We start from the raw sequence: 12,526 nt of genomic DNA, 5'->3' as shown, positions 1-12,526 counted from the left end.
GTCTTGCCTCTGTGCCGGGTCGCCCGGCTCAAATTGTGATTTCGATCAGATTTCCATCGGGGTCGCGAACAACAGCCTCATAGAAGCCATCGCCGGTCCATCGCGGTTTTGCGACCAGAATGCCGTTAGCCTCGGCGCGCGCGGCCATCGCCTCGACCGCCTGCTCGCTGCCGAGCGACAGCGCCACATGGGCAAGGCCGGTACGTTCTTCAGCCGGATCGGCCTGCCCAACCCAGGGGCCCTCCATGATCTCGAATGCCGGGCCGTCGCCAAGCGTCAGGAACCGCGAGCGAAAGCCCGGCCGCCGTCGGCTTTCATAGATCTCGCCGACTTCGGCGCCGAAGAAGGACGACCAGAAGCTGGCAATCGCCTCGAGGTTCCGCGTCCAGAGCGCCACATGCGTGATCGTCGTCATTCCGTCTCTCCCGCCATCAGGACCTCTGCCCTTGTCGCCTCGAAGGCCGACCGATGCTCGGCCGACGCATCCGCCTCGAGCAGCAGCGTCACCTTGTCATTGATATCGACGACCCCGTGCGCGGCGGCCGTACCGAGTTTGTCGCTGGTGACGGCGACAACCAGGCGCCGGCTGCGCAACGCAATGAGCCGCTTGAATTCCGCATCCTCGAAATAGATCGCCGTCAGGCCCGCAACGGCGTCGGCGCCGCACGTGCCGAGAAAGCAGAGATCGGGCCGGAGCAGCTCCGCGTCGCGCTGAGCCCGCGCGCTGATCGCCGCACCGACGGCACGGTTGAGCGGGCCACCGAGCAGGATCAGATCGACACCCGGCTTCTCCATGAGCGCGACGGCAATCAGCGGTGTGTTGGTGACGACGGTGACCGGCAGCTCCGGCTCGATCAGTTGCGCGATCGCAAGATTGGTCGAGCCGGCATCGAGGAACACGGTCATATCAGGCTTGATCAGGCCGACCGCCGTGCGCGCCAGCGCCGCCTTGCGTTCCGGCGCCATCGCCACCCGTTCTCGCAATGTGCTGTGGGCCGCCGGCGCGACCGGAAGTGCGCCACCATAGACGCGCTCGCACAGTCCTGCCGCGGCCATTTCCCGGAGATCGCGGCGGATCGTGTCTTCTGAAACGCTAAGCTCAGCCGCAAGATCAGCAGCCAGCACCCGGCCATTGGCCTTCAACCGCTCCTGGATCAGCGTCTTTCGCTCACGAAGAAGGAGTTCCCCTGACATTTTCACCAACCGTGCATAAACGTGCATGAATCGCCATAAATGCGCATAGCAATTTTTGAAACCGTTTTCAAGCCGGCACAGCGCCCAAATCGGAGCGGCGCGCGAATTTCGACAAACCGTGGCTTTTGCGCGCAATCGGGGTCAATTCGAGGAAAATTCTTCATCAAAACGCTCAGGAATTGGTGTTTTATACGCTCAGATCGCCGATTTTTTATGCGATTGTCCGCTCAATCCGGACGACGGGCCGGGCAAGAAAGAAGATGGAAAATCACGATGAAACTCCTCCCCACGCTGTTTGCCGCCGCTCTGATGCAGGTTGCCGCACTTGGCTCCGCTGAAGCCGGCGAGAATCTCGATGCGATCAAATCTGCCGGTGTCCTGAAGATCGGCACCGAGGGCACCTATGCCCCGTTCACCTATCACGACGCCTCCGGCAAGCTCGTCGGCTTCGACGTGGAGATCGGCCAGGCCGTCGCCGAGAAGCTCGGCGTCAAGGCTGAATACCTCGAAGGCAAGTGGGACGGCCTGATCGCCGGCCTCGACGCCAACCGCTACGACACGGTCATCAACCAGGTCGGCATCACCGAGGAGCGCAAGAAGAAGTACGACTTCTCCGAGCCCTATATCGCCTCCAAGGCTGTGCTGATCGTCAAGTCGGACAACGAAGAGATCAAGGGCTTTGCCGATCTCAAGGGCAAGAAGTCGGCCCAGTCGCTGACCAGCAACTTCGGCAAGCTCGCAACCGCGTCCGGCGCCGAACTCGTCGGCACCGACGGCTTCGACCAGTCGATCCAGCTCGTCTTGACCGGCCGTGCCGACGCGACGATCAACGACAGCCTCTCCTTCCTCGACTTCAAGAAGAAGAAGCCCGACGCCCCGGTCAAGATCGCCGCTGAGCAGGCCGATGCCGACTTCTCCGGCATCATCATCCGCAAGGGCGAGCCGGAGCTTCTCGAGGCGATCAACAAGGCGCTCGTCGACATCAAGGCCGACGGCACCTACGACAAGATCTCGCAGAAGTACTTCGGCGCCGACGTCTCGAAGTAACCCGATCACTGGGCCCTCGGCCGGTTTCTCAGCCGGCCATTCTCGGCTATGAAAAGCGATCCGTTCCGGACCCCGGGGCGGATCGCGCTTTTTGAAAGGCTCGCCCTTGACCACCTGGCTCCCACTGATGCTGGAATCCTTGCCGTCCCTGCTCTGGGCCGGCCTGACCTTTACCATCCCCCTGACGCTGCTTACCTTCATCTTCGGCCTGATCCTGGGGCTCGTCACCGCCGTCGCCCGGCTCTTCGGGCCGGCACCGGTCGCCTGGATCGCGCGCTTTTACGTCTGGGTGATCCGCGGCACGCCGTTGCTGGTCCAACTCTTCGTGATCTTTTACGGCCTGCCGAGCGCCGGCATCCTGCTCGACGCCTTCACCGCAGCGCTCATCGGCTTCTCGCTGAATGTCGGCGCCTACACCTCCGAGATCATTCGCGCGGTGATTTCGTCGGTCCCGCGCGGACAATGGGAGGCAGCCTATTCGATCGGCATGAGCTGGAGCCAGGCAATGCGCCGCACGATCCTGCCGCAGGCAGCCCGCGTCGCCGTGCCGCCATTGTCGAACACGTTCATCTCGCTGGTGAAGGATACGTCGCTTGCCGCCGCCATTACTGTGCCCGAGATGTTCCAGACAGCGCAGCGCATCGTCGCCACCACCTACGAGCCGCTGATCCTCTACATCGAGGCGGCGCTGATCTATCTTGCCATGAGCTCCGTTCTTTCCGCCCTGCAGGTCAGGCTGGAGCGACGCTTCGCCCGCTATGGCGGCTTCCTGGAGGCACGCACATGATCGAGCTCTCCCACATCGAAAAGCGCTTCGGCGACAATCTCGTGCTGAAGGATATTTCCGTGACGCTCGCCGAGGGCACTGTGACCGCGCTGGTCGGCCCGTCCGGCGGCGGCAAGAGCACGCTGCTGCGCTGCATCAACCTTCTGGAGATCCCGACCTCCGGATCGATCAAGCTTGGCGACGAGAAGCTTGAATTCGCCCCTGGCCGCAAGATCGGCTGGACGGCGATCCAGCGTCTGCGCCGGCAGACCGGCATGGTGTTCCAGAACTTCCAGCTCTTCCCGCACCAGACCGCACTCGGCAATGTCATGGAAGGCCTCGTCACCGTGCTGAAATGGCCGGCGGACAGGGCAAAGACCCGGGCAATGGAACTGCTCGAAAAGGTCGGCATGGCGCACAAGGCCGACGCCTGGCCGGCAACACTTTCCGGCGGCCAGCAGCAGCGCGTGGCGATCGCCCGTGCCCTTGCCCCTTCGCCGCGCGTGCTTCTCTGCGACGAGCCGACCTCGGCGCTCGACCCTGAACTGGCGGAAGAAGTGGTCGAAGTCCTGAGCCGGCTTGCCCGCGAAGGCACCACCATGGTCATGGCCACCCACGACCTCCGGCTCGCCTCGCGCGTTGCCGACAAGGTGATCTTCCTCGACGGCGGCCTCATCGTCGAAAGCGGCGCGCCAAAGACGATCTTCTCGGCGCCCGAGCGCGAGCGAACGAAGAAGTTCATTGCCTCGCTCAGCGCTCCGCACGACTACGAGATCTGAAGGGAAGCATTGGGACCGGTTCCATTGGCCTAGGCGCTAAGCAGCCGTCGTCTCATCCATCGCAAAACAAAAACGGCCGGATTCGCATCCGGCCGTTTTTGTCTGTCCGTGTGGCAAACGCTTACGCGTCGAAGACGATCAGCAGGTCCTTGGCGTCGATCTGGTCGCCGGCGCGCACCAGAACTTCGGCGATCGTGCCGTCCTTCTCGGCATGCAGCGCCGTTTCCATCTTCATCGCCTCGATCGAGAGCAGCACGTCACCGGCCTTAACCGCCTGGCCCGGATGAACCGCGACCGTGGAGATGACGCCCGGCATCGGAGCGCCGAGCTGGGCAGCATTGCCGCCTTCGGCCTTGCGGCGCACGGCGCTCGTCGCACTGCGGTTGCGGTCCGGTACCTTGATCAGGCGCGGCTGGCCGTTGAGTTCGAAGAACACCTTGACCATGCCCTTCTCGTCCGGCTCGCTCTTGGCCTGGTGCAGGATCACCAGCGACTTGCCGCGCTCGATCTCCGGCTGCAGCTCCTCGCCCGGTCCAAGCCCATAGAAATAGGCCGGCGTCGGCAGCACGCTGACCGGACCATAGGTGTCGGCCGCGACCGCGTAATCGGTGAAGACCTTCGGGTACATCAGGTAGGAGGCGAACTCGAAGTCGTCGACCTTGCGCTCGAGCTTGTCCTCGATCGCCTTGCGCTCCGCGTCGAGATCGGCCGGCGGCAGCAGCGAGCCGGGAACGGCGGTGTAAGCCTTCTCGCCCTTCAGCGCCTTCTTCTGCAGCGCTTCCGGCCAGCCGCCCGGAGGCTGACCGAGATCGCCCTTCAGCATCGAGACGACCGAATCCGGGAAGGCGATATCCTTGGCCGGGTTCTCGACGTCGGCGACCGTCAGGTCTTGCGAGACCATCATCAGTGCCATGTCGCCGACCACCTTGGAGGACGGCGTCACCTTGACGATGTCGCCGAACATCTGGTTGGCATCGGCATAGGCCTGGGCAACGCGGTGCCACTTGGTTTCCAGCCCGAGCGAACGGGCCTGCTCCTTGAGGTTGGTGAACTGACCGCCCGGCATTTCGTGCAAGTAGACTTCCGACGCCGGTCCCTTGAGGTCGCTTTCGAAGGCGGCGTACTGGTAACGCACTGCTTCCCAATAGAAGGAGATGCGGCGGATCCATTCGGGATCGAGGCCCGGATCACGCTCCGAGCCGCGCAGCGCCTCGACGATCGAGCCGAGGCAGGGCTGCGAGGTGTTGCCGGAAAGCGCATCCATCGCCGCATCGACCACATCGACGCCGCTATCGACCGCGGCAAGCACGGTTGCAGCCGCAATGCCCGAGGTGTCGTGCGTGTGGAAATGGATCGGCAGATCCGTCGCTTCGCGCAGCGCCTTGAACAGCACGCGCGCGGCGGCCGGCTTCAACAGGCCCGCCATGTCCTTGACGGCGATCATGTGCGCACCGGCCTTTTCGAGCTCGGCCGCCAATGCCGTGTAGTACTTGAGATCGTACTTCGGGCGGGCCGAGTTCAGGATGTCGCCAGTGTAGCAGATTGCCGCCTCGCAGATGCGGTTCTCTTCAGCAACGGCCTCCATCGACACGCGCATGTTGTCGACCCAGTTGAGGCAGTCGAAGACGCGGAAGACGTCAATGCCGCCCTTCGCCGCCTGGCGGACGAAGTACTTCACGACGTTGTCGGGGTAGTTCTTGTAGCCGACGCCGTTGGCGCCGCGCAAAAGCATCTGCAGCAGCAGGTTCGGCGCGTCCTCGCGAATGCGGGCGAGACGATCCCACGGGTCCTCGGTGAGGAAGCGCATGGAAACGTCGAAGGTCGCACCACCCCAGCATTCGAGCGAGAACAACTGCGGCAGCGCACGAGCATAGGTGCCGGCGACGCGGGCGATGTCATGCGTACGCATGCGGGTCGCAAGCAGCGACTGATGGCCGTCGCGCATCGTCGTATCGGTCAGGAAAACCTGCTTTTCACCGCGCACCCACTCGGCGAATTTCTTCGGGCCGAGCGCGTCGAGCTTCTGCTTGGTACCGGCGGGGATTTCGCCCTGGATGAACGGCACGACGGGCTTGGCCGCATCCGCCGGCGGCTTCGGACGACCCTTGGCCTCCGGATGACCGTTGACGGTGACGTCGGCGAGATAGGTCAAGAGCTTCGTCGCACGGTCCTGGCGCCGGACCTGCTGGAAGAGTTCCGGCGTCGTATCGATGAAGCGGGTGGTGTAGGTGTTGTTGCGGAACTGCTCGTGGCCGATGATCGCCTCGAGGAAGGTGAGGTTGGTCGCCACACCGCGGATACGGAATTCGCGCAGCGCCCGGTCCATGCGGCTGATCGCTTCCTGAGGCGTGCTGCCCGAGGCCGTGACCTTCACCAGCAGCGGATCGTAGTAGCGGGTGATGTAGGCGCCGGTATAGGCCGTGCCGCCGTCGAGACGGATGCCGAAACCGGCCGCCGAACGATAGCCGGTGATGCGGCCGTAGTCGGGAATGAAGTTCTGCTCCGGATCTTCCGTGGTGATGCGGCACTGCAGCGCGTGGCCGTTGAGGCGGATGTCAGCCTGGTCAGGCACACCCGATTGCGGCGTGCCGATCGCCTCGCCGTCGAGAATGTGGATCTGCGCCTTGACGATGTCGATGCCGGTCACCACTTCGGTGACGGTGTGCTCGACCTGGATGCGCGGGTTCACTTCGATGAAGTAGAACTTGCCGGTGTTCACATCCATCAGATACTCGACGGTGCCGGCGCCGATGTAGTTGGTCGCCTTGGCGATCTTCAGCGAGTAGTTGGCCAGTTCCTGCCGCTGCGCATCGGAGAGGTAGGGCGCCGGCGCGCGCTCGACGACCTTCTGGTTACGGCGCTGGATGGAGCAGTCGCGCTCGAACAGATGCACGACATTGCCGTGGGTGTCGCCGAGGATCTGGCTTTCGACGTGGCGGGCGCGCTCGACCAGCTTTTCGAGATAGACCTCGTCCTTGCCGAAGGCGGCCTTGGCCTCGCGCTTGGCTTCCGTCACCTCGCGGATCAGATCCTTCGGATCGCGAATGGCGCGCATGCCGCGTCCGCCGCCGCCCCAGGAGGCCTTGAGCATGACCGGGTAGCCGATCTCGGCGGCGAGGCGATGGATTTCCTTTTCGTCGTCCGGCAGCGGATCGGTGGCCGGCACGACCGGAACGCCGACGGAAATGGCGAGGTTGCGGGCTGCGACCTTATTGCCGAGCTGACGCATCGTCGCCGGGCGCGGACCGATGAAAATGATGCCGGCGGCGTCACAGGCATCGACGAATTCCGGGCTTTCCGACAGCAGGCCGTAGCCCGGATGAATGGCGTCGGCACCCGAGAGTTTGGCGACGCGGATCACTTCCTCGATCGACAGGTAGCTTTCGATCGGGCCGAGGTCGCGCGCAAGATGCGGGCCGCGGCCGATCTGGTAGCTTTCATCCGCCTTAAAGCGGTGCAGCGCGAGTTTGTCCTCTTCCGCCCATATCGCGACCGTTTTCAGACCGAGTTCGTTTGCAGCGCGAAAAACGCGGATGGCAATTTCAGAACGGTTGGCAACAAGGATCTTCGAGATAGGCAAGTCGGTCTCCTCAATGACTTGATATTGCGGGAAATGCTGCACCCGCGAAATAAAGTATTAGCGGGTCACCGGGCAGAGCGCAATTTCAGATGCGACAGGAAACCGAATGCCTTTCGACTTTAGGAAATCAGGCCGAGACGGAAGGCGATCGCCACGACGTGGTGGCGGTTCTTGGCCTTCAGCTTTTCCTGGATTCCGTTCATGTACCAATCGACCGTGTGGCTCGAAATATCCAGCACCTTGCCGATGTCGTTGGAGGTCAGTCCGTCGGCGAGATAATTGAGGGCTTCCATTTCGCGCCGCGTCATTTGCACTTCGACACGCGAACCGAGCTCGGCCGAAACCTCGGGGTCGGTCAGGTCCAAGAGCTTCCAGAACAGCCGCTTGGCGATCGAGTCGAACAGGCTGATCTCGACAGGGCTCAGGTCGACGACGCGGCCGCCGACCGTCAGGTTGCCGAGCAGACCGCGCCGGCCGTGCACCGGGAAGATGTAGCCGTCGTAGAGACCGTGGTTGCGGGCCTCGATCATCATGCTTTCCATGCGCTTGCGATGCGGATCGGAGCGGAAAGCAAACAGCGTATCGCGCCAGCGGAAACCACGCTGGGCATGGCCGAGATAGCGGATGGTCGGGTCGATCACCACGAACTTCTTGCGGATATAGATCTGCGGCCAGCCCTCGGGCCAGCGACCGGCAAGCAGCAGCCTCAGCGGGTTGTCATGCGGCTTGGGCTGGCGCACGACGCCGTAGAAGTCGAAGCCGCAGCGATCGAGCAGGCGCTCGAATTCCGGGATGATTTCCTCGCGTGTCTTCATCTCCTCCAGAAGCGCGAGAAACTGTACGAGCAGCGTAATGTTCATGGATCACCTTCCAGGTCGATGCATATGGTCGCATTTCCGAATCCGGACATAAAGGCACCGTTCAGCGACCATTCATGTTGCACCCGCGATAATCCGTCATACCACGCCCGGTCTTATGCGAAATATGCAAGAAATCGGAGTTGGCACGACAGATAGCAGACTATGAATATTCTCGCCAAGCTCACAGACGAGCGAAACGGGAAAACGAGTGGCTGTCCTGCGTCCGGCTACGGCTTCCCATTGCCGCAAAAGACCGTCTCAGCGCGGCCCCGAGTGCTCTAACGGCGCGAGGCTTCAATGCTCGCCATGGGGAACCTCGAGGACGCGGGTGCATCCGCCGCAGAAGGTCTGCGGCGCGTCAAATCCGGTACCCGGAAGGGGTGAGACAGTGTCATTGTTCCAGGTGTATGCAAGAGCGCTCCAGTATCTTGCGGTTCACAAGTTTCGCGTCTCAGCGATCGTGCTTGCCAACGTCGTTCTGGCAGCGATCACAATTGCCGAACCGATCCTGTTCGGTCGTATCATCGACGCCATCTCGTCGAAGGGCGAAGTCACGCCGATGCTGCTCATGTGGGCAGGCCTCGGCGTCTTCAACACCGTCGCCTTCGTGCTCGTCGCCCGCGAGGCCGACCGGCTGGCCCATGGCCGCCGCGCCACGCTCCTGACGGAAGCCTTCGGCCGCATCGTTTCCATGCCGCTTGCCTGGCATAGCCAGCGCGGCACGTCCAACGCCCTGCACACGCTGCTTCGCGCCTGCGAAACCCTCTTCGGTCTCTGGCTCGAATTCATGCGCCAGCATCTGGCGACCGCCGTCGCCCTCGTTCTGCTCGTTCCGACCGCCTTTGCCATGGACGTGCGCCTGTCGCTCGTGCTCGTCGTTCTCGGCGCGCTCTATGTGGTGATCAGCAAGGTGGTCATGAGCCGCACCAAGGAGGGCCAGGCTTCGGTCGAGAACCACTACCACACGGTTTTCTCGCACGTTTCCGACGCGATCAGCAACGTTTCGGTCGTGCACAGCTACAACCGCATCGAGGCTGAAACCCGCGAGCTGAAGAAGTTCACCGAGCGGCTGATCTCGGCCCAGTTCCCGGTACTCGACTGGTGGGCACTCGCAAGCGGGCTGAACCGCGTCGCCTCGACCATCTCTATGATGGCGATCCTCGTGATCGGTACCGTGCTGGTGCAGCGCGGCGAACTCGGCGTCGGCGAAGTCATCGCCTTCATCGGCTTTGCCAACCTGCTGATCGGCCGCCTCGACCAGATGAAAGCCTTCGTCACGCAGATCTTCGAAGCTCGTGCCAAGCTCGAGGACTTCTTCACCCTCGAAGACGCCGTGCGCGAACGCGACGAGCCGGCCGGTGCGACCGAGCTGCCGCCGGTTGTCGGCGAGGTCGAGTTCCGCAACGTCTCCTTCGACTTTGCCAACACGAACCAGGGCGTGCACAACGTCTCGTTCACCGCCAAGGCCGGCCAGACGATCGCCATCGTCGGCCCGACGGGTGCCGGCAAGACGACGCTCGTCAACCTCTTGCAACGCGTCCACGATCCGCGCGACGGCCAGATCCTGATCGACGGCAACGACATCTCGAAGGTAACGCGCAAGTCGCTGCGCCGTTCGATCGCCACCGTCTTCCAGGATGCGGGCCTGATGAACCGCTCGATCTCGGAAAACATCCGGCTTGGCCGTGACGACGCGACGATCGAGGAAGTCATGGCTGCCGCCGAAGCGGCTGCTGCCTGCGACTTCATCGAGGGCCGCACGACCGGTTACGATACGGTCGTCGGCGAGCGCGGCAACCGTCTGTCGGGTGGCGAGCGCCAGCGTGTGGCCATCGCTCGCGCCATCCTCAAGAACGCGCCGATCCTGGTGCTCGACGAGGCGACCAGCGCGCTCGACGTCGAGACCGAGAACCGCGTCAAGGAGGCGATCGATGCGCTGCGCAAGAACCGCACGACCTTCATCATCGCCCACCGCCTGTCGACGGTGCGCGAGGCCGACCTGGTGGTCTTCATGGACCAGGGCCGGATCGTCGAGATGGGCGGTTTCAACGAGCTCAGCCAGAGCAACGGCCGCTTTGCAGCCCTGCTCCGCGCCAGCGGCATCCTGACGGACGACGACGTCCGCATGAGCCACACGGCAGCGTAACGCTCGCCCGACGTCAGGCAAATCGTACATCAAGCCACCCGCGGTCAGCCGCGGGTGGCTTTTCTTTTTGGACAAGCGCCGCATCAGGAAGTCTTGTCATTCGCCAAATTGTTGGTAGACGGGAATTCCGGCTTCAATTCCAAGGGAATCACCAATGCCGGATATCTCCACCATCGCTCTGTTTGCCGCCGCAAGCCTCGTGCTCACCGCTACGCCCGGCCCCGACATGCTGCTCATTGCCTCGCGTAGTGTCAGCCAGGGACGCGCAGCCGGCTTTCTCACCTATGCCGGCATTGCGCTTGGCACCTACTGCCATGCGCTCGCGGCGGCGCTCGGCCTCTCGCAGCTCTTCGTCTCCGTACCGGTTGCCTACGAGATCGTGCGCTGGGCGGGCTGCGGCTATCTGCTTTATCTCGCCTGGAAGACCGTCCGCTCGCATCCCTCGGGCGCGTCTCCGACGTCGACGCTCAAGCGGCTCTCAGGCCGGCGGGTCTTCGGCGAGGGACTGATGACGAACCTGCTCAATCCGAAGATGGCGCTCTTCGTGCTGGCCCTGTTTCCCCAGTTCGTAGACCCCAATGGCGGGTCGATGCTCGTGCAGATGCTTCTGCTTGCGACGGTTCTGAACGGAATCGGCCTGCTGGTGAACGGTTCGGTCATCCTCGTCGGCAGCCATCTGCGCGCGCGGCTGTCCGGCTTCCGGCGTTTCCCGAAGCTGCCGCAATACCTCCTCGCCGGCGTGTTCACGGGGCTCGCCTGCCGCCTGGCACTGGGTTCAAGAACCTGACGCTGACGCACGGTCAAGGGCGGCGTTTGCTACGCCGCCCTTAGCGGTTTGGCAGACGCGATGCCGCGCAGCCATTCGAGATAATAGGCATAGGCAAAGTGCAGGCCGATGCCGGCGAGCACGAAGAGGCTGCCGAAGACCGGGTTCTTCCCCGTCACGAACAGCAGCACCTGGCCGGACATCGCCAGGATCGTGCCGAAGATGAAGATCGGTAGCGAATGACGGCCGACCACCGCCAGCGGATGATCGCGGTCGAGTTTGGCGAGGTTGCTGATCCGAGGCGTCACCGCGATGATGTAGCCGAGCGCCAGCACATGCAGCAATCGCGGCATGGACAGGAAGGTCTTATCGAAGCCTGTCAGAACGGCCGGAAGACCGAAGGAGAGGTCGATGCTCCAGAACGAGAACAAGACCCAGACGGCGGAAACGGCAAGATAGGCACAGGACAGCATGACCAGCCAGGGCCAGCGCGGCAGCGATCCGCCGTTGCGCACATAGGTCATCATCACCACGCCGATGACGAACAGGAACTGCCAGGACCAGGGATTGAGAAACCAGTAGCCCTCGTCGAGGAAGTTCGACGGCACGAACTTGAAGATGCCCGCGGCGAACCACAGCGCGGCCGAGAGCAGAAGCAGCAGTTTCTTGCTGACGCCGTTCAGCCAGAGGATGCCCGGCAGCAGCAGGAACAGCGCCGCATACATCGACAGGATGTTGTTGTAGCCGAGCTGATGTCCCAAGAGCACCATGGCAACGATGCCCTGCTCCGTCTGCTCCACCATCGGGCGGATGTTGATCTCGCCGATCAGGTCCTGCCTTCCGAAATAGATCGCGCCGCCGGCAAAGATCGCCAGCGTTACGATGCTCGTCATGATGTGGGCGACGTAAAGCGCCAGGGCCCGGCGCCAGATTTTGAGCGTCATGGCCAGCCGACCGCCGGAGACGAACTTGCCGCCATAGGCGATCCCGACCGAGAGGCCCGAGATTAGGACGAAAGCTTCAGCGGAATCGGAAAAGCCGAAGTTCTTGTGGGTCAGGTATTCGAGATATTGCCCGGGAACGTGATTGACGAAAATCGTCAGGAGACACAGCGCCCTGAACACATCAAGGCGTGTGTCACGCTCCTTCGGAACCAATCGGGCGGACATCGGGTCGACGCCACCCTGAAAAGTCTTTTGCAGCATGCGGTCCGTTTTCCAGGATTTGGCGCCCCTGCCCCATCCCTGTTGAAACGGGTACCGACGTCCCGCCTTTCGCGCGATGCCCGGCACCATGAAGGAGAGCGGGAGGCCATCTGCAGGCGGTTTCCCGCCCGGCACCCCGGTCACGAAATCTACAGCGCCGCGCGTCTTATCAGACGCGCAAAG

Annotated in this window: 10 protein-coding genes; 5 read left to right on the top strand and 5 right to left on the bottom strand. The window is 62.9% G+C overall.

The annotated features are described in order from the left end of the window. Positions 1-28: 28 nt before the first annotated feature. Positions 29-415 (bottom strand): VOC family protein, encoded by a 387-nt coding sequence (locus BLU15_RS10160; protein ID WP_090295220.1) that lies wholly within the window; start codon positions 413-415, stop codon positions 29-31. Beyond that, a complete protein-coding gene (locus BLU15_RS10155) occupies positions 412-1,194 on the bottom strand; it encodes a DeoR/GlpR family DNA-binding transcription regulator (RefSeq protein ID WP_090295219.1) in 783 nt (260 codons plus the stop codon). Before BLU15_RS10155 ends, BLU15_RS10160 begins: the two co-directional genes overlap by 4 nt. Before the next feature lie 273 nt (positions 1,195-1,467). Between BLU15_RS10155 and BLU15_RS10150 the strand changes: the two genes are divergently transcribed. The 3 genes from BLU15_RS10150 (at position 1,468) to BLU15_RS10140 (ending at position 3,786) form a co-directional block, all read left to right on the top strand. After that, positions 1,468-2,241, top strand: a complete 774-nt coding sequence (locus BLU15_RS10150; RefSeq protein ID WP_090295217.1) for an amino acid ABC transporter substrate-binding protein — start codon at positions 1,468-1,470, stop codon at positions 2,239-2,241. A gap of 106 nt (positions 2,242-2,347) precedes the next feature. Further along, positions 2,348-3,028, top strand: coding sequence for an amino acid ABC transporter permease (locus BLU15_RS10145; RefSeq protein ID WP_090295216.1), 681 nt, complete (start codon positions 2,348-2,350; stop codon positions 3,026-3,028). After that, the gene (locus BLU15_RS10140) at positions 3,025-3,786 is read left to right on the top strand and encodes an amino acid ABC transporter ATP-binding protein (protein WP_060586573.1); all 762 of its coding nucleotides are present in this window, start codon (positions 3,025-3,027) and stop codon (positions 3,784-3,786) included. The genes BLU15_RS10145 and BLU15_RS10140 overlap by 4 nt, the downstream gene beginning before the upstream one ends. A 121-nt stretch (positions 3,787-3,907) precedes the next feature. Here BLU15_RS10140 and pyc read toward each other — a convergent pair whose 3' ends face one another. Together pyc and BLU15_RS10130 are read right to left on the bottom strand one after the other, a co-directional pair. Further along, the gene (pyc, locus tag BLU15_RS10135; protein ID WP_060586575.1) at positions 3,908-7,366 is read right to left on the bottom strand and encodes a pyruvate carboxylase; all 3,459 of its coding nucleotides are present in this window, start codon (positions 7,364-7,366) and stop codon (positions 3,908-3,910) included. A 119-nt stretch (positions 7,367-7,485) separates the two neighbouring features. Then, positions 7,486-8,226 carry a helix-turn-helix transcriptional regulator gene (locus tag BLU15_RS10130; RefSeq protein WP_034802969.1) on the bottom strand — a complete coding sequence of 247 codons (741 nt, stop codon included), beginning with the start codon at positions 8,224-8,226 and terminating at the stop codon, positions 7,486-7,488. 388 nt (positions 8,227-8,614) lie between these two features. Between BLU15_RS10130 and BLU15_RS10125 the strand changes: the two genes are divergently transcribed. Continuing rightward, the gene (locus tag BLU15_RS10125; protein ID WP_090295215.1) at positions 8,615-10,372 is read left to right on the top strand and encodes a glucan ABC transporter ATP-binding protein/ permease; all 1,758 of its coding nucleotides are present in this window, start codon (positions 8,615-8,617) and stop codon (positions 10,370-10,372) included. A 154-nt stretch (positions 10,373-10,526) separates the two neighbouring features. Next, on the top strand, positions 10,527-11,159 hold the full coding sequence (locus BLU15_RS10120; protein ID WP_090295214.1) for a LysE family translocator: 633 nt from the start codon (positions 10,527-10,529) through the stop codon (positions 11,157-11,159). 29 nt (positions 11,160-11,188) lie between these two features. On the opposite strand, the gene BLU15_RS10115 is transcribed toward BLU15_RS10120, so the two are convergent. Then, positions 11,189-12,343, bottom strand: a complete 1,155-nt coding sequence (locus tag BLU15_RS10115; protein ID WP_090295213.1) for an OpgC family protein — start codon at positions 12,341-12,343, stop codon at positions 11,189-11,191. Positions 12,344-12,526 lie beyond the last annotated feature (183 nt).

The organism is Ensifer sp. YR511 (assembly GCF_900103045.1).
In the GTDB taxonomy this organism is placed as follows: domain Bacteria; phylum Pseudomonadota; class Alphaproteobacteria; order Rhizobiales; family Rhizobiaceae; genus Ensifer; species Ensifer adhaerens.
The sequence above is the reverse complement of the archived record's forward strand: the minus strand, read 5'-3'. Positions and strand labels throughout refer to the sequence as shown.